Below are 23,756 nucleotides of genomic sequence, written 5' to 3'. Positions count from 1 at the left end.
TCCACGCTGATGGAATGATATGTGTCAAGGCAGAATATGATATTTATCAGCCCTATGCGAAAGGCTGACTAGTCCTGCAGATTGGCTGTTTTAATGATCTGCGGGATATCGAGGAGGCGTATTTTTTTGCCGTCGAGTTCTATCATGCCGTCTTTCTTGAATTCAGAAAGCAGGCGGATGGCAGATTCGGTGGCGGTGCCTACGAGGTTGGCGATTTCTTCGCGGGAGAGGCGTACGTTGAGGGTGGCGCCATCTTCTTCCAGGCCGTAGGTTTCTTTGATAAAGAGGATTGTTTCAGCGAGACGTTCTCTAACAGGTTTCTGGGCGAGATGGGTGATTTTGAGTTCTGCTTTGCGCAGCTCGCTGGAGAGAATGCGCATCATTTCGAAAGACAGGGAGGCATCTTTCTGGAGGATGCTCATAAAGAGGTCTTTCGGGATGAAGCAGATGGAAGAATCTTCCAGGGCAGTAGCGGTGGCAGTATAACGTTCGCTGCTGAGCAACGCTTTATAGCCCATGATGTCGCCGGCTTTAACCAGGCGAATAATCTGTTCGCGGCCATCGTCGCCACTGTGGGACAGCTTTATTTTTCCGTCGTTGATGCAGTATACGCCAAAAGGGTAAGCGCCTTCATGAAAGATCACCTGACCTTTCTTGTATACAGAGCATACTTTGGCCGCGTCAATCTGTTCGAGATTGCACTGATCTGCCTTGCAGAAAACGGACGAAAAACGATCCTTACAGTTTTGACACGTAGGATTTTGAATTGTACTACCCATATCAATCTGCAAAATTACTAATTTACAGCTCCTTAACCAAAGTAAATGCTGTCGTGTCGTTAATTTATTATGTTATTTATAAGCCATATGAAGTTCTGACAAGGTTTACACCGGAAGGAAACAAGGCCTGCCTGGCGGATTACTTTAAAGTACCACGGGACGTGTATCCAGTAGGCCGTTTGGATTATGATAGTGAAGGTTTGTTATTGCTCACCAATGACAAGTCGTTGAATAACAAGCTACTGCTTCCCAGTCATGCACATGAAAGAGAATATTGGGTGCAGGTAGATGGAGCTATTACCAATGTGGCTGTCCGTCAGTTGCAGGAAGGGGTGGATATCACTGTAGATGGGAAAACCTATCATACAAAACCCTGTTTTGCCGAGATCTTCCAGGAAGAGCCGTTTCTGCCACCTCGCAACCCTCCTATCCGCTTTCGTAAGAGCATACCAGCGCCCTGGGTACGGATGGTGCTGCATGAAGGTAAAAACAGACAGGTCCGGAAAATGACTGCCGCTGCTGGTTTTCCTACGTTGAGGCTTGTCCGTTATAGGATGGAGGATATCACCATAGAAGGGATGCAGCCCGGTGATATGAAACAGCTGAGCCGGGATACCGTCTATAAAAAACTCCGGCTTAAATCGTCCTGATGTGAATGGTTTTGATTATTTTGATAGTTAATTGCTGGTTTTCAGATAAAAATCTGGTATTTAGCATCAAATAACCACTTGTCAACAATACCAAATACACAAATTTTAACTAGGTTTGTTGCCTACAAATATCTATTATGCTGAAATCAATGACTGGCTTCGGAAGGGCGGAAAGCACCAGAGGCGAAACAAGTATAGTGGTTGAAATCAAATCGCTGAATGGAAAGCAGTTTGAAGTGAACCTGAAATTCTCGCCATTGCTGAAACCCTACGAATTTGACATCCGCTCGCTGATGCAACAGGTGCTGATACGCGGGACCCTGGATGCCACCATCAACATTCGTCAGAATGGTGCTACCAAACCGGTGGTTATCAATACCGACCTGGCGAAGTACTACTACCAGTCTATTACCATGCTGGCCAATCAGCTGGAGCTCCCACAGGGCGATATGCTGAATGTGCTGATGAAGCTTCCTGAAGTGGTGAGTCCCGCTACTGAGCAGCTGACGGAAGAAGAATGGAAAGATGTGGAAGACACCCTGAAGGAAGCGCTCACCGATCTGGACATGCACCGTCAGGATGAAGGCCAGATGCTGGAAGCTGATCTGTTACAGCGTATCACCAATATTGAAAGTTATACTGAAAAGGTGCGTGCACTGGACCCGTTGCGCAAAGACCGTATACGTCAACGTCTGGAGTCCCTGCTGGCCGAATATGTAGGCAAGGAAAATGTGGATGCCAACAGGCTGGAGCAGGAACTTATCTTCTATCTGGAAAAACTGGATATCTCTGAAGAACTGGCGCGTCTGGAAAACCATCTCCGCTATTTCCGCGAAATCCTGAAAGATGAAGAAGTTGCCAAAGGTAAAAAACTGGGCTTCGTACTGCAGGAAATCGGCCGCGAAATCAATACTACCGGTTCCAAAGCCAATGATGCCGGTATCCAGCAATGGGTAGTGCTGATGAAGGATGAACTGGAGAAAGCCAAAGAACAAGTATTAAACGTTTTATAGCAAGGCGTATACCTTATGAAAAGACTATTTCAGGTAACAGCAGGCTTACTCTTACTGGCTGCGGCCTGCAAGCCGTTAAAAATGGATGTCTACGAGAAAAACCTGGAAATACCGGGTCATAACTGGACCTATGATTACCAACCCTCGTTTGAAGTAAATATCCTGCCGGAAGATACTGCCAACCTGTACGATATCTATGTGAATGTCAGGCATACCGATGCTTATCCTTACAGCAACATCTGGCTGTTGGTAGGTACCCGGTATCCAAACGATAGTATCTCTAAAGAACAAAGGGTAGAGCTGCCACTGGCAGATATCAATGGCAAATGGCATGGAAATGGGATCGATGATATTTATGAACACCGGGTTCTCATCCAGCAGAAAGCACTCTTCAATAAACCAGGCACCTATAAATTTACGTTCGAGCAAAACATGCGGCAAAACCCGCTCCCCCATGTGATGAATATAGGTCTGCGGATAGAGAAAGCCGGCAAACGGCCATGATGAGAAAGTTTTTCAATAAAATGCAGGAAGGAAAATCTGTTTCCTTCATTTATCTGTTGGTATTAGCATATACGATTATCGCCCTTATCTGGTGGGGCGTGCTTCTGTTCCGGCAAAGCGAGCAGATCAGTGCCTTCGAAAGACAAAACCTTACCCTGCGCATCGATAGCCTGGCACAGCCGGTTGAACACCAGCTCGAGGTACAGCGGATTGACAAGGACGCTCATATGCGTTCTTTTAAATATATCGGGGAAGGATCTATTTTTTTAGGAATTATACTGCTCGGCGCGCTCTTTGTATATAGAGCTGTTTGGAAATATATGAAGCTCAGCAGACAGCAGCAGAATTTTATGATGGCCGTAACACATGAGCTGAAATCGCCCATCGCTGCCGCCAAACTGAATCTGGAAACGATCCGCAGACACAAGCTGAACGAGGAAAAGCAGGCCAAGCTGATTGATAATACCATCCGGGAAACCAATCGCCTGGACCAGCTCTGTAACAACATCCTGCTGGCAGCCCAGCTGGAAACACATAATTACAAGCTGTTTAAAGAACCGCTCGACTTCTCCGCCTTGCTGGAAGCCAATATCAGGGAACTGCGCAATCGTATCGGAACACATGTCATAAATGCAGACATTCTGCCACATGTGCGGATGGAAGGTGATAAACTGATGTTGCAGATTATCCTCAGCAATCTTGTAGAGAATGCAGTGAAATACGCTCCCCGTAACTCTACCATCACCGTTCGCCTGTTTGAGTCCGAACACCACCACCTGAAACTGCAGGTGGCCGATGAAGGACCCGGCGTACCGGAAGAAGAAAGAGAACGCATCTTCCTGAAGTTCTACCGGCTGGGCAACGAAAACACCAGAAAAGCAAAAGGCTCCGGGCTGGGACTCTTCCTCACGGCTAAGATCGTGGAACAACACGACGGTACCATCCGGGTAAAAGACAATTTGCCTACCGGCGCCTGCTTCGAAATAACCTGGCCGGAATATTCCGTGCAAACAGCGTAAATTAGATGACGGATTCATGCTCATACATGTCCGCGGTTTATAGTAAAATCAAACGATTAACACATGAAGGAAGCGACTAAAGCATCCATACTGCTGGTGGAGGATGAAGAAAATCTCCAGGAAGCGCTGAAGCTCAACCTGGAACTGGAAGGATATGAAGTAACCGCCGTAGACAATGGTACCGCTGCCCTGAAAGCAGTAAAGAATGAATATTTTGACCTCATCATACTGGACATCATGTTGCCCGAAATGGATGGTATCGCTGTATGCGAAAACATCCGCATCCAGAACAATGAAGTACCTATCCTGTTCCTGAGCGCCAAAAACAGCAGCGCCGACCGCGTACTCGGCCTCAAAAAAGGTGGTGATGACTACATGACCAAACCTTTTAACCTGGAAGAGCTGCTGCTACGTGTGGAAAAGCTCATCGTCAAAAACAAAAAAATACAGGATAAAGACAGCGTCCCCAATGTATACCGGTTCGGTAACAATACCATCGACTTCGCCGCTCAGGAATGTGTTGGCAAAGACGGTAAACATTATGAGCTGAGCAAGAAAGAAGCTATGCTGCTGAAACTGCTCATCGAAAACAAAGGCGAAGTAGTCACCCGTGAAAAAATATTACAGGTAGTTTGGGGCTATAACGTATACCCCACTACGAGAACGATCGACAACTTCATCCTCAACTTCCGTAAATACTTCGAGGAAGATAGCCGCAACTCCAAATACTTCCACTCTGTAAGAGGAGTTGGCTACAAGTTTACAGAAGCCTGAACATTTTGGAATTTATGGATTTTGGGATTTATTGATGTGAAATGTAATCCCCAAATCCATAAATCCATGAATCAGATAATCCCCAAATCAAAACCACTTTTCCGCAAATTCTCCCCACTTGCCGGGTAAAATCTGCCTCCGGATAAATCCCACTTCCCATTCGCATCGATTTGACCGATATTTAATGAGCTTTCAGCAAGACGTTCAACTTTCCTGTAAACCTTAGATGTGGTACAACATTTCGATGAAATAGTTTTTGCTGCGGGATGGCTGTACTGGCTGTTTTTTTTGTTAAGTCTCCTTGTCCTGGTGGCATTTTTTATTCTTCGTGAAAAAAGAATTAAAAGAGCCTCTGCGAAAGAAATAACCATGCAACACTCCTTGATCAACCTGGAACTCCATGCCTTCCAGGCTCACATGGACCCGCATTTTATTTTTAACAGCCTCAACGCTATTCACCACTATATCCTTACTACCAGTACGGATATGGCCTCCCTTTACCTCACCCGGTTTGCCCGCCTCATGCGGCTGATGATCGGAAACTTCAACAAGGAATGGGTGTCTCTGCACGATGACCTGGAAGCCCTGGAACTCTACATACAACTGGAACAGCTCCGGTTTGATCAGCAGTTTTCTTATCAAGTGAGAATTATGGAAGATGTTAACCAGCAGGATACACTGATTCCTCCCCTAATTATTCAGCCTTATGTGCAATATGTGATCTGGCACCGGTTGCTGTTACGCCCCCAGAAAGCAGGCGGCCGCCTGATAATCCACATCGGCAAAGACGATAACCGGCTTTATATCCAGGTAGAAGACAATGGCATACTCGCCACAGAGCTGCTGGATGATACCGGAGAAAGACAGGCTTCCGGTATCGATATCGCTGCGGAGAGACTGTATATGATGAGTGAAAAATATCAAATGAGAGCCGGTATCCAGGCACAACAGCTGTTTGATGAAACCCGCAACCCCAATGGCAATCGTCTCACCATCAGTATGCGGCATATGATGACACACCAGTCTATGGCCGTATAGCCGGTATTTACAGGCGTTTGATCAGCCCGCAGCTAACCCATCCCGTTTTTCCGTCGGCCAGTGAAATTTTACAGAAGTCTTTTGTAGCGTCGGAGATATGCACTTTCATTCCTTCCTGTACTTCGAAGGCATCTTTACTATTATCGTCGGGAGCTGATTTTACTTTGGTATTGCCTTGTATGATAATGCCGGACTGATGGTCATTGGCCACAGCATAGGTGTCTATAGCCATGATCAGGTACAGGGCAAACAAGGTCCCCAGTGCATAATTACCCCAGCGGAGGAATTTGTTTTTCCAACCGGGCAGGAACCGGTTGAGCATAATACCTGCAATGACCAGCCAGAAAAGTACAATACAGCCGGCCGCCCAGCCGTTGGGCTTGTGCAGCAGCTGCAGCTGTTGCCACCATTGCTGAAAGAATACTAACGGTAACTCATCTACGTAGCCGCTTACTTTCTGATTGGCAAGTGCCAGGTTGTGTTTGATGGTCTCGTCGCCGGGGGCGAGCTGTAATGCTTTTTCGTAGTTATATACAGCTTCGCCGGTTTTGCCCGCTTTGTAATAAGCATTGCCAGCGTTGTAATAAAGTGGTTTCAGCTCAAATCCTTCATCGATCAGCTGTTGATAGGCAGCCGCAGCATCGGTGAACTTACTTTGCTGATAGAGGCTATTGGCAGCATCAAAACGCTGTTGCGGAATGGCCTGCTGTGCCTGCGCGATACTGCCCATCAGCACAACGGCCAACAGGAAGAAAACCGCTTTGATATTTTTATGAATAGACATGTTCCCTTTCCTTAAGTGATTAATTCTTCAGCGCATCTTCAAGGTTAGTGATGATGATCACTGCTTTGGAGTAGGTGCCCTGCATCCGGTCGTTGCCGCTGCCGGGAGCATACAGGGCCACTTCGCAGTTGTCGATCAGTTCAAACAGGTCGCTGGTATTGGTGCCGTTGATATGACGTGCGGCCAGCTTGTCTTGTATCAGTTGTTTGCTGAGGTCTGCGAATGGTATTTTCAGCTTGTGGCTGAGATAACCCCACACAGCACGGGATGTCTCCTCGTAGAAAGCTTTGTCTTTGCCTTCTTTCAGATACCGGGCTGCCAGCTCCAGCCTTTTGAGGGCTACCTTGTTGGCATAACGGTGTTTCAGCAATGCTGCATTGGTGGTATTGTAGTCTTTTCGGTGTTTGTAGTATATCAGTGCGGCAGCGATCAGCAGCGGCAACAACAGCAGCACGTAGAACCAGGGGCTGACGATCAGCCATTGACGGTTTTGGGTCCACTTGTATATGCCACCATCAATTTTCACCAGTTCATTTTTGCCCACACCGAAATCATGTTTGTCTTGTCGTATCCGTTTTCCTTGGGTGATATCGATCACGAAAGGCTCGGAGCGGAGTGTTTTGTAACTGTTGGCCACCGGATCGAAGTAGGAAAATTCTATCGCCGGGATGGTATGCTGACCTGCTTCCTGTGGCATCAGCACGTATTCAAACTGTCTGCTGCCGGTGAGCGGGTTGCTGTTTTTTTCAATATCATCAGTCACTTTGGGATCGTACTTCTCAAAGCCGCTGGGGATGTCCACTTTAGGGGAGTTGAGGAGGTTTACGTTGCCTTGCCCGCTGATGTTTATTTTCAGGGTGAGGGCATCATCAGTGCTGAGTGACTTTTTATCTACTGTGGCTGTCATTTTGAAATGACCAACGGCGCCGTTGAAACTGGAGGGGCGGCCATCTACCGGCAGTGATTTTACATTTATTTTGATTGGATTACTCTGGATTTTATAAGGTACATCCTGGTACTCTACCTCCGGACGGTTGAAAAAGTCGTCGAAGAAAGGATCTTTAAAGGCAGGGTCGTTGAAGAACTCTTCAAACGGATCTTTGCCGCCACGGGAGCGTTTGTTGCTCACCAGTTTCACCAGGCGTACCTGGTTGTCTACTTCTACAGGGTCCAGTTCCAGGGTACCTGACTGAAGAGGGAACAACAGCGTTTTACGGATGGTGAATACTTTAAAAGGCACGCCGTTGATTCTTTCTTCCGTAGCCTGGGGAGGGTTGGGAAGTTCGATATCTTTAGCGGAAAAGCCCTTGAATGCCGGCACTTTGGTGACACTGGAGTTGGTCGGGAGCCGGGTATAGAGTTTATAGGTAGCGGTCAGCTGATCGCCTTCGTACAGGTTGGTTTTGTCAACTTCTACTTTCAGGAAGATGTTTTTGCGCAGTTTCTCCTGGATGTCCTCTCCTTTTTTGAGCACCCCATCAGACACGTCCTCACTCAGGCCGTTACCACCTTGACTGCGATGCTGCGGGATTGCCTGTTGCTGGGATGGCTGCGGTGTCTGTGCCTGGGCATTGCCTTTCCGGACTTCAATGAGTACCGGGTTAGACTTGATCACGTTGCCGTTCACCCGGGCCTGGGCGCCGGGAATGGTAAAGCTGCCCACATGTTTGGGCTGCAGCACATAATTCAGTGCAAAGTATTCAGAGCGACGGCCATTAAAGATGGATTGACCCTGCATTTGTGAAGGGCCTTGCAGTACTTCGAAGTCTTTAAAGCTGGGTGGAGTAAAGCTGGCGATATTGGTTCCGTTTTCCAGCATAAACTGAATCTGAAATGGTTCATCAACCGTTACAGCGCTGCTGCTTACGCTGGTGGTAAAACGAAGCTCTTGCGCGCTGGCGCAGACGACCAGCCCCAGACAACATAAAATGGAGAAAATGTATTTTTTTATATTAAATCTGTCCTTCATAGTTATGTCAACAAATTTAACCAAACCCGCTCCGGAAGCGGTGTTAACTGCCGTTAAAACTTAGTTAAAAGAATTATATATGAAATAGCCAATTATCAATTACAAATGATCGATTACGCGTTACGAATGATGAATGGAGTGATTTTACTGAAATTCGTAATTTGTAATTGACAATCTGTAATCGGCTCAGATATCTCCTAACATGGGTCTGAGTTGTATTTCCTCAATAACGGTTTGTTTGGCGAGTGTAAAGGCATTCCAGATTACGCTGGCAATATCTTCAGGAGGCATCATTCTGTCGGGCGGGGCTTCGAAGCCATCCCAGGAGGCAGTGAGGGTTGGACCGGGGCTAACGGCGGTTACACGGATATTGTGAGACATGAGTTCCCGACGAAGGTTTTTGGAAAATCCCAGCAGGGCATATTTGGTGATGCTGTAGGAACCACCGTTGGGATAGGCATGGTGGCTGGCTGTAGAGCACATATTAAAAATATGCCCATTGCGTTGTGCGATCATCAGCGGGAGCAGTTCCCGGGTAAGGTGATACGCACTGTATACATTAACGGCCATCAACTTTTCGAGCAGGCCATCTGCTTCTTCATGTAACGCTCCGGGAATAAAGATACCGGCATTGTTAACCAGTATGTCCACAGTAGACCAGGTAGCTTTGATTTTTTGGGCAAACGCCATTACCTGGGCTTTATCTCCCATATCAACGGATTCAGCTATAACCGTTACAGCGGGGTTTTTTTGCTGTATCGCTGCCTGGGCAGCAGCCAGCGAATCAGCGTTCCGTGCACAGATAATCACATTAAACCCTTCTGCTGCCAGTCTTTCTGCAATAGCCTTTCCGATGCCCTTGCTGGCACCTGTAATAACTGCATTCATATCGTTCGTTGATTGAATCGGTAAAATACTGAATTTAGTTGAATGACGCTTCTCCGGAAACCCCATCTGTCAGGTATTTTGTACCTTTGCACCGTCATGAAATACAAACATCTTTTCTTTGACCTGGACCATACGCTCTGGGACTTTGAGACCAACGAACGGGAAACCTTGCTGGAACTGTACAACAATCACAACCTGGCCAACAGAGAGGTACCTACTTTTGAAGCATTTCACGCTTCTTATCAAGGACACAACGAAAGGTTATGGGAACGTTTCCGTAAAGGATTTATCAACAGAAATGAGCTGCGCGACAAACGTTTCCGGCTTACACTGCTGGATTTCAAGATAGGTGACGAAAAGCTGTGCCAAAGCCTTGCCTTGCAGTTCCTGGACATACTGCCCAACAAAAAGGTGCTGTTTCCTGAAACTATCGAAACGCTGGACTATCTGGTAGCCAAAAACTACCCGATGCACATGATCACTAACGGGTTTGAGGAAACCCAGCTGCGTAAGATGAAGAATTCGGGGATTGAACACTATTTTACGCATATCATCACTTCAGAAGTGGCGGGCAGCCTGAAACCTTATCCGGCCATCTTCGAATATGCCATTGCCCAGGCCGGTACTACTGCCGCGGAAAGCATTATGGTGGGAGATGCGATGGAGCTGGATATTAAAGGGGCACATGGTGTAGGTATGGACCAGGTATATTTTAATCCTGCCAAACCACCCGTCGATTTTACGCCTACTTATACGATCGGGCACTTAAAGGAGCTGAGAGAGATATTATAAAACAAAGCGGGATTCCGATATTCGGAATCCCGCTTTGTTTTATTGAGCTTTTTTGGCTGCTCTGAGTCCTGCCGTTTTGGAAGGCTGCATACAACAGCTTTTTTTGCCTTGTGCAGAATCCTGTTTTGGCTGCGCGCCGTGGGCACTCCCACAACAGCTTTCTCCGGATTTTTTGGAACAACAGCTTTTCGTTGTAGCGGCGGAAGACTTACCTCCGGACTTATCCTGGGCAAAAGCTGCTCCGGATACGAGAAGCAGGGCGGTTAATACAGTCAAAACATTTTTCATGCGGAATATTTTAGTATACTAATATATTAAATTTTTGCTATCACTGTCAGGCCGCCTTTCACCACCTGTTCCAGTTGTACGGTCACTTCTGTGCCCAGTGGCAGGTAAAGGTCTACACGGGAACCAAACTTGATAAAGCCCATTTCCTCATTCTGTTTTACTTCCATGCCTGGTTTCAGGTAGTTAACGATCCTGCGGGCCAGGGCACCAGCGATCTGTCTTACTAGAATATCCGCTTTGTTATTACCGATTACCACTGAATGTCTTTCGTTTTCAGTGGAGGATTTCGGATGCCAGGCCACGAGGTATTTACCGGCATGGTACTGAGACAGCTTAACGGTACCGCTGATCGGGTTGCGGTTCACGTGTACGTTAGCTGGACTCATGAAGATAGACACCTGCAGGCGTTTGTCCTGAAAATACTCCGGTTCATAAACTTCTTCTATCACTACTACTTTACCATCGCAGGGAGACATAACGAGATTATCTCCGGTAGTGTACTGTCTTGCCGGAACCCGGAAGAAAGACACGATAAAGAGGAAGAACAGTATGGAAAAGATCAGGATAGTATAGCTCAGAGCCGGCATATGGCCCAGCCAGTAAAATACTGCTCCGTTGATCAGTGCCAGTACCAGAAATACAAGGGAAATGGTAGCAAATCCTTCACGATGGATCTTCATTTTTTTCTTATTTGTTAAGTTGTTTATATATCTCCGGCAATGCCGGAAAGGTTAAAGCCTGATGCGAAGTTACTTCAGAAATACATTTTTCTGTCAAATGGATGATAAAAACCGATTATGTGTAATTAAGCCATCATGAAGAAATGCACATAAATCCAGGCAAAGGGAGCGGCGAGCAGCAGAGAATCGAAGCGATCAAGGAAGCCGCCATGACCGGGCATAATAGTACCGGAATCTTTTACACCAGCCATCCGCTTGAGTCTGGACTCCAGGAGATCGCCGATAGTGCCGAAGATGGCAGCAATGCCGGCCAGTACCAGCCAGTGTTGCAGAGAAAGATACTGTTGACCCCAGTAATAGCCGTATACGCCGGCAGCGGCTACTGCCAGTATCATCCCTCCTACTGTTCCCTCAATGGTTTTTTTAGGAGAGATAGACGGGAAAAAGGGTGTACGGCCTATCAGAGAACCTACGATATAGGCCATGGTATCATTGATCCAGATAAAAATAATCAGCAGCAGCGGAATCAGCCAGCCCGGTGCGGTACCCACGTTCTCAGGTGTATAGTGGATATCGATAGCGCTGAGTCGGATATTGACCAGCAGGCTGAAGGGAATCACCACATACAGCAGCGCCATACAGGAGTAGCCCACATTTTTAGGAGAAAAGTCTTTATCCAGTAATATCTCACCCAACGGTAACACCAGCAGGAAGATAACGGCAACCCACCATCCGATAAAGCCGGTAGAGATACTACCTATATAAAAATAGTCGCCGGTAAAAGCCAGCATGATGGCAGATCCGGCAACCGTTACTCCCCATTTATGCCAGGAAGGAACAGTGGCATAACCGGGATCGATCAGGCGCATCAGCTTAAAAAATTCCTGCAACGCAAAGAAGCTGACCAGGAAAAAAAGCAGAAAGAAAGTAAAGGGACTCCATAAGATACCTCCCAGCATGACTGCCACAAACACCAGCGCGGAGGCAGTGCGGGTAAAAAACGTCTTCATTATGCCTAGTTCTGTTAATTGATTCTGAAGCACAAAAGTGTACAAAATTACCCGTTGAAGCAAATTGCTACTCCGGTATTACCGCATCGGGATCACCTCCGGTAACGTTATTGTGATTTTGTACCAGGTCTCTGGCTACTTGTTCTTCCTGTTCGTGCACATATATTTCAGCCAGACCGGGGAGTGTAATGTTATAGGAAGATGACTGACGGTTGAGCAGTACAGCATTGATACCGTTGTCTGCCAGCATGCCTTTTACAATCTCCGCCTCAAAGGGGCGGTCGCTCGAAAATATTTTCACCCATCCTTTTTCCATAATAATAACATTTAGCTCGGTTGGTAAGTTACTGATTTTCATCCATACCGATCCTGTCAACATCCTTGTCACCAGCCTGTTTTACAGGATCTGTCATGACCATGGGAGTTGATTTCTGGCGAAGAGCCCATAACAATCCGATGGTCACAATGAGGCAAAGCAGCGCTGTATACCAGGCCACTGGCGTGTCTTTGGACGGGTCTGTCTGGATCATGCCATGTTGGAAAAGGTACATCATCACCACCTTGGCGCCGTTATTCAGTATGTGGGCCAGGATGCTCAGCCACAGGTTGCCGCTGAGTACATAGATGGCACCCAGTACAAAACCGAGTACTGCGATGGCCATAAAGTCCAGTATTTCACCATGAACAGCACTGAAGAAAATAGAGGATAAGACTACGCTGAGCCATACTCTGCGGGTGCTTTTGATAAGCAAACGCTGAAATACCCCTCTGAAAAACAGCTCTTCAGCAATGGACGGAATGATAGCAACCAGTATCAGGTTGATGATCAGATCTTTGATGGATGGCATGCGGAGCATGACGTTGACCAGTTTTTCGGCTTGGGCCTGCATATCACGGGCATCCTGAGGTACGTTCCAGGTCTGGTTCCAGTCGCTCACAAACCCGGCCACCCACAGTGCACCATAAATACCCATCAGCGCCAGCACGATCTGTATCGCTTTGGGAGCGGGTTTCAGTCCAAGGTAACGAGCCGGGGAAGGTTGCCAGAGATAGGCAAAAATAGCGGCCGGCACAAAGTAAACAATCACAGTATAAAAAAACTGTGTAATTTTCAGATAGCCGATAAGGTTAGGGTCTGTCAGATCTCCATTCTGGATCTCCATGATGGTGTGCCCGGTAAGGGGTTCCAGCAGCAATTGCAGCCCTGTAATGTATATCAGAAAGAAGCCGATAAAGAATCCAATGAAGGTGACGAACTGCAAAGCGATGGGAGACTGTTTCAGATAACCGGTCATAAACACTTACTGTATTAAATTTGCGTAAATTTACATCGTGAAATCCAGTTTGCAGTGATACTGGTGATCTCCGTCATCTTTTTGTATCCTGCCTCTTACCGCGAGGTAAGGAACTGTTACTTCCCGCTGTGAAAAAGAGTAATATAAAGTATAAAAATAATAACTACAGGAAAACAGCTGTGGTATTTAATTTATGGTGAAGATAGGAAATATTGATCTGGGAGAATTCCCCTTACTGCTGGCACCTATGGAGGATGTGAGTGATCCTCCCTTCCGCGCGGTGTGTAAGGATAACGGGGCCGACCTCATGTATACCGAGTTTATTTCTTCGGAGGGACTTATCCGTGATGCCATCAAAAGCCGGCAGAAGCTGGATATTTTCCCTTATGAACGTCCGGTAGGGATCCAGATTTTCGGCGGGGATGAAGAGCCCATGACCATGGCAGCCCAGATTGTAGAGGCTACCAATCCTGATCTGCTGGATATCAACTTTGGATGCCCGGTAAAGAAAGTTGTCTGCAAAGGAGCCGGGGCCGGCATTCTGAAAGACATTCCTAAAATGGTAAAACTGACGGCAGCCGTGGTAAAAGCCACCAAACTGCCCGTGACCGTTAAAACCCGTTTAGGCTGGGATGATGATTCCAAAAATATTGAAGAGGTAGCAGAGCGTCTGCAAGACGTAGGTATCAAAGCGTTAACCATTCACGGCCGCACCCGCACGCAGTTGTATAAAGGTCATGCAGACTGGACACTGATCGGAAAAGTTAAAAACAATCCGCGTATACACATCCCAATCTTTGGTAACGGTGACATATGTACGCCGGAGCAAGCCATCGCCGCCAGACAGAAATATGGCGTAGACGGGGTTATGATAGGCCGCGCTGCTATTGGCTACCCCTGGATCTTCCGGGAAATCAAGCATTTTATGAAGACGGGCGAACATTTGCCGCCTCCAACTGTTTTGGAAAGAGTAGAAGTTTGTAAAAAACATCTGCGCCAGTCAGTGTCCTGGAAAGGAGACGTTGTAGGAATCCTTGAAATGCGCCGCCACTATACCAATTACCTCAAAGGGCTGCCCCACATAAAAGAATTCAGACAACAATTAGTAACTTACAAGACATTAGCGGAAATAGAGGACGTATTGGACGCGGTTGTTTTACAATACAAGGACCACATATTCGAAAGGACTGCTCCCTCGCTAGCTGAACATAATTTCCCGCCGGCTGATAATGAAATGGCTGGTTGTAACGTTTACGTATAAACGCTCTAACCCCATCCAAACAAAAAATAATAAATTACTTTCACATGACCACAATTAAAAATCTGAGAAATGAAGTCTGGAAAGACTTACAGATTAAAAACAAATCTGCCCTGCGTAAAAAATACGCGGTTTCAAACATGGGGAGAGTGATCAGTTATCATGAAAGTACCGAAGATGGTAAGCTGCTCACGGGTTCTACCGTGGAAGGCTATACGGTTTTAAATGTAAAACCGGCAGACAGTTACCAGTCACTCTACCTGCACAGGGAAGTGGCCAAGCTTTTCAATAAAAAACCAGGCCGTAACTATCGGTATGTTATCCATCTGGACTACGACAAGAAAAACAATAAGGCCAACAACCTCAAATGGGCAACCAAGGAGGAAATGGAGGAACATCAGCAGAACAGCCCGGCCAAACTGGCTTACAAAGAAAAACAACGTAACCGGGTAAAAGGCCTCAAGCTGAACGTAACGAAAGTGAAGAGTATCAAACGCCTGCTGAACAAGCCCGGTAAAAAAACCATGAAACAGATCGCCGAACAATTTGATATCAGCGAAATGCAGCTGTACCGTATCAAAAGCGGTGAAAACTGGGCACACGTAACACTGGATTAAAGCCTGGTTTTCCAGGAATGATCATATATGATGTTGTCTGACTATGGCCATACGATAAGTGTGGCCATAGTTGTTTGACACCGTCCTATCCAGGAAAACCCTACAGCTGCCCCCGGGTCATTTCAGCCAGTACCCTCCGGTAATGCGGACTTTCACGCAGCGCGGGCTCATAGCCCATCAGCACCACCTGCTTCCGGGCACGCGATAATGTTACCAATAATTTACGGTCTACCTCTATCTCTGTTTCTTCCCAGCGGAAGCTGCCCAGGCTTTGCAGCGTATGTACCTGTGCTGCATGGTATACCGCCAGTGATACAATAATAATATCGTTTTCAGAACCCTGAAAACGCTCTACCGTATCGATATTCACCTGCTGAAGTACCTTGTCTTCCGACAACAGCTCCCGTATGAGGCTGATCTGGGTGCGCCATGGCGTCACTACTCCCACCGTATCTTTGGTAAAAGCTTCTCCGTATTGCGCCTGAAGATATCGTAACAACGATACTACCCGCGCGGCCTCCGTTTGGTTCATCTTGGAGGTGGCCTCATAAGGACTGGGGATAAATACCTTCCGACCCAAAGCCAGCACCTGCTTCCAAGACGTCTCATCGACAGCGGGCCCGGGCTCAAAAGCAGTCTGCTGCTGCTCTCGGCCTGAAGCCAGCTGCCCCGCGTAATAGTGATTTACCAGGTTGGCGATACTGTCATGCATCCTGAAATGAGTGTTCAACATGCCCCAGGCATGCCGCCACTGAGCCTGTTTACAGCGATGCATCAGCCGTTCAAAGATGGATGCACGCAGATCATGTATGCCCAAATCCTGCAGCAGCGTGTCTTTTACCCTACAGAAAGATGCTTCCTGGGCCACAACCGGCGGTAGCTGGTTCTGATCACCGATCAGAATAAATTTCCGGAAAGGCATCAATAGTCCCAGCAGCTGGGGTTCTGTCAGCTGTGAAGCTTCGTCCACGATCAGGGTATCAGCCGGGATGCCCATCATCAGCAGCTGTTCCAGCCGGGTGGCCATAGTAGCCACTGTGGCTACAAATACATGGTGGCCGGTGATGTAGGCGCGAGCATTGTCAAGATTACCTTCCAGACACAGCTGCCGTAGCTGCTGTGCTGACTCGGAGCTACGTCCGCCCAGCCGCAGATAACGGACCTGTTTAGCCTCCAGTTTATTACATATTTCATCTACCGCCTTGTTGGTAAAGGCTACCAGCACTACGTGGCGGTGCTGTTTGACCATCTCCCCTACAATAGTGGTGAGCAAAGATGATGTTTTGCCTGTGCCGGGAGGTCCCTGTAGCAGGTAATAGTCCTGCGCTTCCAGTGCCTGCCTTACGATCTGCTCCTGATTGGCATTGAACATGGCCGGTGCCGGAAATGGTAAGGGATGCCAACGGGGTATTTCCAGGCCGAGCAACAGGCGAACGCGCTGTGCATTTAAAGGTGATAATACATGGAATAGGGCTGCAGCCGCAATCCAGTAGTTGGATTCGTAGATATCATGCTCAATAATCCATTCATCAAACTGACGAAAGAAATCCAGTGTCATCTGACGGTTGTTAAGGGAAAAGGTGAGCGTATCTTTTCCCAGATCGTCGATACGGCCTTTCAGCAGCTGTTGCTGCAGGGGACGTAGTTCGGCGCCGGTGCGCGGATAAATGATGGCAGTATCTCCAACCCGGAAGTTGTGGCTAACGGGATCGGCTATATCAAATAATACCGCACTGTTGACAGTATCAAATTCGCGGAAGCATAATCCGGAGATAATATTGAACCGGGCTTCCTTTTCCTCTTCCGTTTGCAGCCATAGGGCTGAGAATCCGTCGGCATCTTCTTCCCGGTTCACTTCAGAAAACATACCGCACTTGGCTTGCAGGTATTCCCTTAATACAAAAGAGAGGTATTGCTGATAATAAGCTTTGGCCTCTGGTGGTGCCGAGTACCAGGCTTTCTCAAAGGCTGTAAAATGGTTGGCGCTGAAAGAAGGTAGTCCGCTAGCGGCAGTGCCGGTGATAGCCGATAATATTTCGTACTCCTCCCCTGCCAGTCGCAGCAACATGGCCACTACCTGGTTACGGAGCAAGAGCAGTTCGTTTTCAGTGCGGTGGGTACTGCTTACGTTCCGGAGCGGACTGGCCGCAGCGGCAGAATATAAAATAGCGGAGCTGCCTTTGCGTTGCCGGCCAAAAGCGGAACGGAGTAACAGGTTGTAGCCTACTACCTGCATCTCGTGGTTCCTCCAGGTATTGAAGTCGGGCGCTTTGCCGCTTTTCAGTTCAAAGATTTCCTTACGATGAGGGTCCTGATCATCTTCTGTCATGAGGTCCAGCCTTCCCTGCAGACCATAACGGGCAGAGAAAAAGGTGGGCTCTATCCTGACTGGTTTATCCTGCAGATCGCATACCGTTGTGTGGAGGTTGCCCCAATGCTGCTGGCGGATGTCCCGGTACATTTCATTCAGTTGTTCGCGACCGTAGGCTGCTGCCTGTAATACGTTTTCGGCCACGGCTTCCACGAAAGAGGTTTTAAAATCTATCTCGCGGTTGCGTAACATCTCGTCCAGCAGAGCGTTGACCAGGTTACCTTTGAACGCTGCAGGAGAAGCCTGCTGCGGTGTAAGCTTTTTTACAAGATACAGCAGGCGGTTAGCGCCCTTGTGGGTAAAACATTCGGCGAGGTCACTGATATCAATGAGCAGGTCGGGCTCCAGTATGACGAGGCTTTCAGCAGTGGTGGTATAAGTGTCCTGGCTGTTGCCCTGATGGCAATGATGTACCAGGATGGTATCGTAAGGCCGCAGCAGCGGATGCAGCGCCACTACCGTAAGATCATCCAGGTGGTTGAGCAGCAGCTCAAAGTCGCCCTGTTCATCGTTCTTAACCTGTATCGCAAAAGTATGTTTCCCGCTATCGTTCAGGTGCAGTGCGCCGGTAGCGGTGACCATACATTTCAGCAATGGTATATCAGCAGGATTATGCTGATAGGACAAGGCAAGCCGGGCATTGCCTGTTGTCAGAAACAGTTGCCGTAAATTATCCGGCTCCGGTTCCTGGTAGACGCAGGCTACTGCAGCGGTGAGCGCTTTGATACACAACAGATGTTCATGGTCCTGCAGGGGGAACATGCCGGCGGTGGCCTGGTTGGTGAGGAGACGCAGGGCTGTCAGCTGCTGGCGGATCTCAGAAGGCACTACCTCTTTATCGAAGTAAAACTGCATTCGTGCAAACAGGTTCCCGAAAGACCGGGATTCTTCGCGCGTAAGGTCGCGGAAGAGGCTTTCCAGTATTTGTTTGTATTGTCGGATTTTTTCTTCGGGGCTGGATGTATGATGCGCTTCTTTTATCCTTGCAAAAAAAGCAGCTGCCTTAAATGTCGCCTGCATAGTTGCAAGATAAGCATTACAGCACTGTTTGCATCAGTGGCCCAATTGTTATACCTTCCGTGAGATTTCTCATTGAAAATATATTTTTATGTCAGCCAAGAAAATAGCCATTATAGGGGGCGGTAACCTGGGGTCTGCCATTGCACAAGGACTGGTGAAGAGTGGTTTTTCCAACCCTGCAGATATTACCGTTACCAAACGTAATACTAGTACCCTGGCCGATCTTAAGGCAGCAGGCGTACAGATAGAGACAGACAATGCCAAAGCCATCCGGCAGTCTGAAGTGATTGTAGTGGCACTGAAACCATACAATGTGCGGGAGGTGTTGCAACAGTTCAGGGAAGAACTGGACCCGGCCAGACATATTCTTATCAGCGTGGTTACCGGTGTCAGCATTGCCGACTTGTTACATATTGTACCAGACATGCCTTTGGTAAGGGCCATGCCTAATACCGCCATTGCGATACAGGAGTCTATCACCTGTATCTGTGCCACCAATACTACCGATGAACAGATCCGGTATGTAAAAACGATGTTTGATCAGCTGGGTGCAACTGTTAGCATCGATGAAAAACTCATGGACGCCGCTACCGTACTGGGTGCCTGTGGTATCGCCTTTGCATTGCGGTTTATCCGTGCCAATATTCAGGGTGGCATTGAGATCGGCTTTGATGTTCGTACTGCCAGCCTGATAGCGGCGCAAACCGTAAAGGGAGCAGCAGAGTTGCTGATCCGTGAAAACCGCCATCCGGAGGAAGAAATTGATAAGGTAACTACCCCCAAAGGCTGTACGATTGCAGGATTAAATGAGATGGAGCACCAGGGCTTCAGTTCTTCCCTGATAAAAGGTATCAGTACATCCTATAATAAGATTGTGAAGGGTTAATTATTACGCGGATAGTCGAAGAAAAGAAATTTTTTGGCGGCCATGTCAAAATCTTTCCAGCTGTCGGTATCTGCCTGAATGGCAAAGATGCCAGTGGTGGGCACATTATCGATGCGGATTTCTTCTGTGAGATAGTTGGCAAAATCGGTAATCCCGGGGTTATGGGCGAAGATGGCTACAGCGTTAAAATCATCATCTATCCGGGTGATCACTTTCAGGAAAGTGGAGGCGTAACAGAGGTACAACTCTTCTTCCAGGAGGATTGCCTGTTTGGGATAGTGCCATTCTTCGGCCATGATTTTAGCGGTGGTACGGGCGCGTTTGGCCGGGCTGGTGATGATCAGTTCGGGAACCATGCCTCTTGTTATGAGGCGCTGGGCCATTTCGGGGGCGTTTTGTTTACCTCGTTTGTTGAGCGGCCTGTCAAAATCATCCATGTCCGGATTGTTCCAGCTGGATTTTGCATGACGGATAAGTAATAGTGTTTTCATGGTCTGAAAACGAGTAATTTACATGGACGAAAATAAGATTTTAAAGGAAGTTAATGTGTTAAGGGTATAATGTTTTCTTCCAGGGGTTGATTTAAGAGAAAATTAACATGCGACAGCGCATAAAAAAAGCGAAGACCATCGGTGGTCTTCGCTTTTTTTTATGTTGATGAAAACTAGTATCCTCTTTCGTTTTTACCTTCCATGAAGTTCATGAAGGCTTTGTTTACCACGCGGTTGCCGCCAGGGGTCGGATAGTCTCCGGTGAAGTACCAGTCGCCCAGATTGTTGGGGCAGGCTTCGTGGAGGCTTTCGATAGACTGGTAGATGACTTCCACATTGGCGTTGATGCCTTCCGGGGTGAGTATTTCAGCGATTTTAGCTGAAATCTGCTCAGGTGTGAAAGGTTTATAAACATTTTTCACTACGTTCTGAGCATGGAGTGTATTGGTGCGTTGCAGCTCTTTACACAGGCCATAGGCTTCCTGCAGGATATGTTCCTTGCCATGATCTTTCAACAGTGCGATGGCAGCCTGGAAGGCAACAAAATCGCCCATTTTACTCATGTCGATACCGTAGCAGTCGGGGTAGCGGATCTGCGGTGCAGAAGACACCACGATGATACGTTTGGGCCCGAGGCGGTCCAGCATTTTAATGATGCTTTCGCGGAGGGTGGTACCTCTTACGATGGAGTCGTCTATCACTACCAGTGAGTCGATGCCGGGTCTTACAGTACCGTAGGTGATATCATATACGTGCTGTACCATTTCATTACGGCTGGAATCTTCCGTAATGAAGGTGCGCATTTTTACGTCTTTGATGGCGATTTTGTCGATACGTATACGACGGTTGACCATTTCGGTCAGTTTCTCTTCATCAAAATCCTTATCCCAGGAGAGAATCCTTTCCACCTTGATTTTGTTGAGATAGTCTTCCAGACCTTTGAGGAGGCCGTAGAAGGCTACTTCGGCGGTATTGGGGATGAAGGAGAAGATGGTATTTCTGAGATCGTTGTCGATAGCTTTGAGTACGGTGGCAGACAGGTTACGGCCGAGGGAGGTACGTTCCTTGTAGATTTTTTCGTCGTTGCCACGGGAGAAGTAAATCCTTTCAAAGGAGCAGGCTTTGCGTTCTTTGGGTTCGAGGATTTGTTCTATGGAGTACTCGCCGTTATTTTTAACGATGAGGGCGTTGCCGGGCATGAGTTCGAGCACTTCATTTTCGCCTACGTTGAAGGTAGTGCGGATGGCGGCTCTTTCGGAGGCGGCTACGATTACGTCTTCGTTGATATAGTAGTAGGAAGGACGGATGCCGTTCGGATCGCGGATCACGAAGGCGTCGCCGGTACCGATAAGGCCACAGGCGTGGTATCCGCCGTCGAACAGGGAGAATGCCTGTTGCAGGATATTTTTAACATTGAGCTCGTTGCGGTGTTCTTCATCTTCTTTAGCAAGAAAGTGATGAACGGTTTCGAGCATTGCGGCGAGGTCGCTGTTTTTATGTACTTCACCAGGGTTTACCTGAACAAATTTAAAGAGCTCGTCGGCGTTTACCAGGTTGAAGTTTCCGGCCATGGCCAGGTTGCGGGCAGGGATGGTGTTGTAGCGTACAAAAGGGTGGCAGAGTTCCACGTTGTTTTTGCCCTGGGTAGCGTAGCGGAGGTGGCCCATCAGGTTTTCACCGAGGAACCGGATATGTCCTTTAAGGAGTCCGGGGTATTTGGTGATTTCGGGCTGGTACTTTTCGATTTCCTGTATCTCTTCCCTGATCTTACTGAAAACATCGCCGATAGCCTGTGGGGCGGCGCTGCGAATCCTGTGCATGAAGGGAACACCAGGTTCTGTGTTGAGTTTTACCGTTGCCACACCAGCGCCATCCTGGCCTCTGTTGTGTTGTTTTTCCATGAGCAGGTACAGTTTGTTCAAGCCATAGAAGACAGTTCCATATTTCTGTTGGTAATAAGAGAACGGCTTTCTTAATCTTATAAATGCCAGGCCGCATTCATGTTTGATCGCATCACTCATCGCTGAAAATTGAAGGTGCAAAGTTACGCCAAAAAAATGCGAATTACGAATTGTGCGTGTTAAGTGGTGAAGGGAGGGGCAAAATGGCGGGGTATCAGGAAAAGAAGAAGAGCGAAAACAAAAGCTAATACGCTTTTATCTTCGCTCTTCAGGAGAATCAGTTTGCATCACTGTGCATCACCGTTATTGTTTGGCAAGGGCTGCCATCCACTGGCTGATGTGAGCACAGTTTTTATATTCATCATCTACGTGTACGTAGAAAGTAGGTATTTTTTCTACCAGCCATTTGTTGATGGCTTCCGCACGTTTGATGTCGAGTGTACGTTGCTGGATACGGGAGTAGTCGTCGGTCAGGTTTTCCCTGTGCGGCTGGGTCCGTGTTTTCAGGTAAACGATCCTTACGCCGGCGCGTCCGTTGTCATCCGTAAAGGATACGGGTGCGGAGATCTGGCCTGGTTTCAGGGTATCGAGCATCAGTACGATATCTCTTTCGGAGGGATCGTCGAGCTGATCAATGGAGAGCAGGGTGCCTTCACCGGTTTTGGACTGGATCATACCACCATCGAATTTGGCGGTTTGGGCATCGCTGTATTTGGCCACTGCTTCAGAGAAGGTGGTTTTATTGTTGACGATCAGGGTGCGGATGGAGTCCAGCTTGGAGGTAGCAGCTGAGAGGTCGGCTTTGGTTACCGCAGCTTTCAGCAGGATATGCTGTACGGTTACGTTGTCGCCGGAGCGTTTCAGCATCTGGATCAGGTGGTATCCGAACTGGGATTTTACTGGTGAGGATATTTCACCTTCTTTCAGACGGAAAGCAGCTGCCATGAAATCGGCATCCCATTGTTTGTCGCCGCGGTTCATGACATATACGCCTTTGTTTTCTTTTACGCCGGGGTCTTCAGAGTACAGGATGGCGAGGGAGCCGAAATCAGACTCTTTGTTGAGCACCCTTTTTTTGAAGTCCTGGAGGCGTTCGATGGCGTAGTTGTCCATTTCGCGGGTTGCTTTTGGTATGAGGACGATCTGGCCTATTTCCAGTTCAGACTCATAGAAGTGGAGGCTGTCTTTAGGGATGGCATCGAAGTAGCGTTTTACTTCGGATGGTGTCACTTTAACAGGCTCAACTACTTTATTGCGCATGGCTTGTGCCAGCAGCCCTTCTTTGATAGGCTGACGAAAACGTTCGCGGAGCTGGTATACAGAGTAGCCGGTAATTTCCTTCATTTTTTCTTTGGTGCCGTAGAGCTGTTCGAAGTAGCGTATACGGTTTTCCATTTGCGCTTCCACTTCTCCATCAGAAACGGGTAAGCTGTCCCTTTCTGCCTGGAGCACCATCACCTTTTGGGAGATCAGCATTTCCATGGTATTGCAAGGTGCCTGGTGGCTGATAGTTCCATCGGGAGAGTTCCGTTGCTGATCTGCGAGGGCGCCGTCCATATCGGATTTGAGGATGATTTTATCACCAACAACGCCGATAATTTTGTCTGCCACCAGTCTCTGGGCGACAGCGGCTTGCCATAACAGCAAGGTCCCTGCAGATAATGCCAAAAGTTTCTTCATACTATAGCGGTAAAGTCCAAAAATAACCAATTAAAGATCAGTACGGTAT

Annotated in this window: 23 protein-coding genes; 10 read left to right on the top strand and 13 right to left on the bottom strand. The window is 47.8% G+C overall.

Annotated elements, in window-relative coordinates:
* Positions 1-68: 68 nt before the first annotated feature.
* Positions 69-779: a Crp/Fnr family transcriptional regulator gene (locus tag DF182_RS12980; RefSeq protein ID WP_113616879.1), complete on the bottom strand. Its 711-nt coding sequence runs from the start codon at positions 777-779 to the stop codon at positions 69-71.
* Between the two features lie 53 nt (positions 780-832).
* Here DF182_RS12980 and DF182_RS12975 point away from each other — a divergent pair, with 53 nt between their 5' ends.
* From DF182_RS12975 to DF182_RS12945, 6 genes are all read left to right on the top strand, one after another.
* Positions 833-1,429, top strand: a complete 597-nt coding sequence (locus DF182_RS12975; RefSeq protein ID WP_113616878.1) for a pseudouridine synthase — start codon at positions 833-835, stop codon at positions 1,427-1,429.
* Positions 1,430-1,566: 137 nt separating this feature from the next.
* Positions 1,567-2,442 carry a YicC/YloC family endoribonuclease gene (locus DF182_RS12970; protein ID WP_113616026.1) on the top strand — a complete coding sequence of 292 codons (876 nt, stop codon included), beginning with the start codon at positions 1,567-1,569 and terminating at the stop codon, positions 2,440-2,442.
* Positions 2,443-2,457: 15 nt separating this feature from the next.
* Positions 2,458-2,946: a gliding motility lipoprotein GldH gene (locus tag DF182_RS12965; RefSeq protein WP_113616025.1), complete on the top strand. Its 489-nt coding sequence runs from the start codon at positions 2,458-2,460 to the stop codon at positions 2,944-2,946.
* A complete protein-coding gene (locus DF182_RS12960) occupies positions 2,943-3,965 on the top strand; it encodes a sensor histidine kinase (RefSeq protein WP_113616024.1) in 1,023 nt (340 codons plus the stop codon). Before DF182_RS12965 ends, DF182_RS12960 begins: the two co-directional genes overlap by 4 nt.
* A gap of 63 nt (positions 3,966-4,028) precedes the next feature.
* A complete protein-coding gene (locus DF182_RS12955) occupies positions 4,029-4,739 on the top strand; it encodes a response regulator transcription factor (protein ID WP_113616023.1) in 711 nt (236 codons plus the stop codon).
* 369 nt (positions 4,740-5,108) lie between these two features.
* Positions 5,109-5,777: a sensor histidine kinase gene (locus DF182_RS12945; RefSeq protein ID WP_113616021.1), complete on the top strand. Its 669-nt coding sequence runs from the start codon at positions 5,109-5,111 to the stop codon at positions 5,775-5,777.
* Positions 5,778-5,784: 7 nt separating this feature from the next.
* On the opposite strand, the gene DF182_RS12940 is transcribed toward DF182_RS12945, so the two are convergent.
* The 3 genes from DF182_RS12940 to DF182_RS12930 all read right to left on the bottom strand — a co-directional run bounded on the left by DF182_RS12940 (position 5,785) and on the right by DF182_RS12930 (position 9,418).
* Positions 5,785-6,561: a tetratricopeptide repeat protein gene (locus tag DF182_RS12940; protein ID WP_113616020.1), complete on the bottom strand. Its 777-nt coding sequence runs from the start codon at positions 6,559-6,561 to the stop codon at positions 5,785-5,787.
* A 19-nt stretch (positions 6,562-6,580) separates the two neighbouring features.
* On the bottom strand, positions 6,581-8,530 hold the full coding sequence (locus DF182_RS12935) for a BatD family protein (RefSeq protein WP_113616019.1): 1,950 nt from the start codon (positions 8,528-8,530) through the stop codon (positions 6,581-6,583).
* 186 nt (positions 8,531-8,716) lie between these two features.
* The gene (locus DF182_RS12930; protein WP_113616018.1) at positions 8,717-9,418 is read right to left on the bottom strand and encodes an SDR family oxidoreductase; all 702 of its coding nucleotides are present in this window, start codon (positions 9,416-9,418) and stop codon (positions 8,717-8,719) included.
* Between the two features lie 96 nt (positions 9,419-9,514).
* Between DF182_RS12930 and DF182_RS12925 the strand changes: the two genes are divergently transcribed.
* Positions 9,515-10,210 (top strand): YjjG family noncanonical pyrimidine nucleotidase, encoded by a 696-nt coding sequence (locus DF182_RS12925; RefSeq protein WP_113616017.1) that lies wholly within the window; start codon positions 9,515-9,517, stop codon positions 10,208-10,210.
* A 39-nt stretch (positions 10,211-10,249) separates the two neighbouring features.
* Here DF182_RS12925 and DF182_RS12920 read toward each other — a convergent pair whose 3' ends face one another.
* The 5 genes from DF182_RS12920 to DF182_RS12900 all read right to left on the bottom strand — a co-directional run bounded on the left by DF182_RS12920 (position 10,250) and on the right by DF182_RS12900 (position 13,483).
* Entirely contained in the window at positions 10,250-10,498 is a 249-nt protein-coding gene (locus DF182_RS12920) for a hypothetical protein (protein ID WP_113616016.1), read from the bottom strand.
* A 26-nt stretch (positions 10,499-10,524) separates the two neighbouring features.
* The gene (locus DF182_RS12915) at positions 10,525-11,178 is read right to left on the bottom strand and encodes a phosphatidylserine decarboxylase family protein (protein WP_113616015.1); all 654 of its coding nucleotides are present in this window, start codon (positions 11,176-11,178) and stop codon (positions 10,525-10,527) included.
* Between the two features lie 125 nt (positions 11,179-11,303).
* Positions 11,304-12,188, bottom strand: coding sequence for a phosphatidate cytidylyltransferase (locus DF182_RS12910; RefSeq protein ID WP_113616014.1), 885 nt, complete (start codon positions 12,186-12,188; stop codon positions 11,304-11,306).
* 67 nt (positions 12,189-12,255) lie between these two features.
* Positions 12,256-12,504, bottom strand: coding sequence for a putative signal transducing protein (locus DF182_RS12905; protein WP_161964132.1), 249 nt, complete (start codon positions 12,502-12,504; stop codon positions 12,256-12,258).
* Between the two features lie 28 nt (positions 12,505-12,532).
* Positions 12,533-13,483 (bottom strand): CPBP family intramembrane glutamic endopeptidase, encoded by a 951-nt coding sequence (locus tag DF182_RS12900; protein ID WP_113616012.1) that lies wholly within the window; start codon positions 13,481-13,483, stop codon positions 12,533-12,535.
* Between the two features lie 193 nt (positions 13,484-13,676).
* On the opposite strand from DF182_RS12900, the gene dusB reads away from it, so the two are divergent.
* On the top strand, positions 13,677-14,744 hold the full coding sequence (gene dusB / locus DF182_RS12895) for a tRNA dihydrouridine synthase DusB (protein ID WP_113616011.1): 1,068 nt from the start codon (positions 13,677-13,679) through the stop codon (positions 14,742-14,744).
* 44 nt (positions 14,745-14,788) lie between these two features.
* Entirely contained in the window at positions 14,789-15,358 is a 570-nt protein-coding gene (locus DF182_RS12890; RefSeq protein WP_113616010.1) for an NUMOD4 domain-containing protein, read from the top strand.
* Between the two features lie 100 nt (positions 15,359-15,458).
* Here DF182_RS12890 and DF182_RS12885 read toward each other — a convergent pair whose 3' ends face one another.
* Positions 15,459-18,749, bottom strand: coding sequence for a DEAD/DEAH box helicase (locus DF182_RS12885; RefSeq protein ID WP_113616009.1), 3,291 nt, complete (start codon positions 18,747-18,749; stop codon positions 15,459-15,461).
* Positions 18,750-18,837: 88 nt separating this feature from the next.
* Between DF182_RS12885 and proC the strand changes: the two genes are divergently transcribed.
* Positions 18,838-19,635 carry a pyrroline-5-carboxylate reductase gene (gene proC, locus DF182_RS12880; protein WP_113616008.1) on the top strand — a complete coding sequence of 266 codons (798 nt, stop codon included), beginning with the start codon at positions 18,838-18,840 and terminating at the stop codon, positions 19,633-19,635.
* Here proC and DF182_RS12875 read toward each other — a convergent pair.
* From DF182_RS12875 to DF182_RS12865, 3 genes are all read right to left on the bottom strand, one after another.
* Complete coding sequence (locus DF182_RS12875; RefSeq protein ID WP_113616007.1) at positions 19,632-20,126, bottom strand: SixA phosphatase family protein; 495 nt, start codon at positions 20,124-20,126, stop codon at positions 19,632-19,634. The genes proC and DF182_RS12875 overlap by 4 nt on opposite strands.
* Positions 20,127-20,299: 173 nt before the next feature.
* A complete protein-coding gene (locus tag DF182_RS12870; RefSeq protein WP_245957431.1) occupies positions 20,300-22,027 on the bottom strand; it encodes an amidophosphoribosyltransferase in 1,728 nt (575 codons plus the stop codon).
* Between the two features lie 303 nt (positions 22,028-22,330).
* A complete protein-coding gene (locus DF182_RS12865; RefSeq protein ID WP_113616005.1) occupies positions 22,331-23,707 on the bottom strand; it encodes a peptidylprolyl isomerase in 1,377 nt (458 codons plus the stop codon).
* Positions 23,708-23,756 lie beyond the last annotated feature (49 nt).

The organism is Chitinophaga flava, assembly GCF_003308995.1.
Classification (GTDB): domain Bacteria; phylum Bacteroidota; class Bacteroidia; order Chitinophagales; family Chitinophagaceae; genus Chitinophaga; species Chitinophaga flava.
The sequence above is the reverse complement of the archived record's forward strand: the minus strand, read 5'-3'. Positions and strand labels throughout refer to the sequence as shown.

Coding starts and splice junctions, on each gene's coding strand:
- DF182_RS12980 (WP_113616879.1), bottom strand. CDS start 779: ATGGGTAGTACAATTCAAAATCCTACGTGTCAAAACTGTAAGGATCGT.
- DF182_RS12970 (WP_113616026.1), top strand. CDS start 1,567: ATGCTGAAATCAATGACTGGCTTCGGAAGGGCGGAAAGCACCAGAGGC.
- DF182_RS12965 (WP_113616025.1), top strand. CDS start 2,458: ATGAAAAGACTATTTCAGGTAACAGCAGGCTTACTCTTACTGGCTGCG.
- DF182_RS12960 (WP_113616024.1), top strand. CDS start 2,943: ATGATGAGAAAGTTTTTCAATAAAATGCAGGAAGGAAAATCTGTTTCC.
- DF182_RS12955 (WP_113616023.1), top strand. CDS start 4,029: ATGAAGGAAGCGACTAAAGCATCCATACTGCTGGTGGAGGATGAAGAA.
- DF182_RS12945 (WP_113616021.1), top strand. CDS start 5,109: ATGCAACACTCCTTGATCAACCTGGAACTCCATGCCTTCCAGGCTCAC.
- DF182_RS12940 (WP_113616020.1), bottom strand. CDS start 6,561: ATGTCTATTCATAAAAATATCAAAGCGGTTTTCTTCCTGTTGGCCGTT.
- DF182_RS12935 (WP_113616019.1), bottom strand. CDS start 8,530: ATGAAGGACAGATTTAATATAAAAAAATACATTTTCTCCATTTTATGT.
- DF182_RS12930 (WP_113616018.1), bottom strand. CDS start 9,418: ATGAATGCAGTTATTACAGGTGCCAGCAAGGGCATCGGAAAGGCTATT.
- DF182_RS12925 (WP_113616017.1), top strand. CDS start 9,515: ATGAAATACAAACATCTTTTCTTTGACCTGGACCATACGCTCTGGGAC.
- DF182_RS12920 (WP_113616016.1), bottom strand. CDS start 10,498: ATGAAAAATGTTTTGACTGTATTAACCGCCCTGCTTCTCGTATCCGGA.
- DF182_RS12915 (WP_113616015.1), bottom strand. CDS start 11,178: ATGAAGATCCATCGTGAAGGATTTGCTACCATTTCCCTTGTATTTCTG.
- DF182_RS12910 (WP_113616014.1), bottom strand. CDS start 12,188: ATGAAGACGTTTTTTACCCGCACTGCCTCCGCGCTGGTGTTTGTGGCA.
- DF182_RS12905 (WP_161964132.1), bottom strand. CDS start 12,504: ATGGAAAAAGGATGGGTGAAAATATTTTCGAGCGACCGCCCCTTTGAG.
- DF182_RS12900 (WP_113616012.1), bottom strand. CDS start 13,483: ATGACCGGTTATCTGAAACAGTCTCCCATCGCTTTGCAGTTCGTCACC.
- dusB (WP_113616011.1), top strand. CDS start 13,677: ATGGTGAAGATAGGAAATATTGATCTGGGAGAATTCCCCTTACTGCTG.
- DF182_RS12890 (WP_113616010.1), top strand. CDS start 14,789: ATGACCACAATTAAAAATCTGAGAAATGAAGTCTGGAAAGACTTACAG.
- DF182_RS12885 (WP_113616009.1), bottom strand. CDS start 18,749: ATGCAGGCGACATTTAAGGCAGCTGCTTTTTTTGCAAGGATAAAAGAA.
- proC (WP_113616008.1), top strand. CDS start 18,838: ATGTCAGCCAAGAAAATAGCCATTATAGGGGGCGGTAACCTGGGGTCT.
- DF182_RS12875 (WP_113616007.1), bottom strand. CDS start 20,126: ATGAAAACACTATTACTTATCCGTCATGCAAAATCCAGCTGGAACAAT.
- DF182_RS12870 (WP_245957431.1), bottom strand. CDS start 22,027: ATGGAAAAACAACACAACAGAGGCCAGGATGGCGCTGGTGTGGCAACG.
- DF182_RS12865 (WP_113616005.1), bottom strand. CDS start 23,707: ATGAAGAAACTTTTGGCATTATCTGCAGGGACCTTGCTGTTATGGCAA.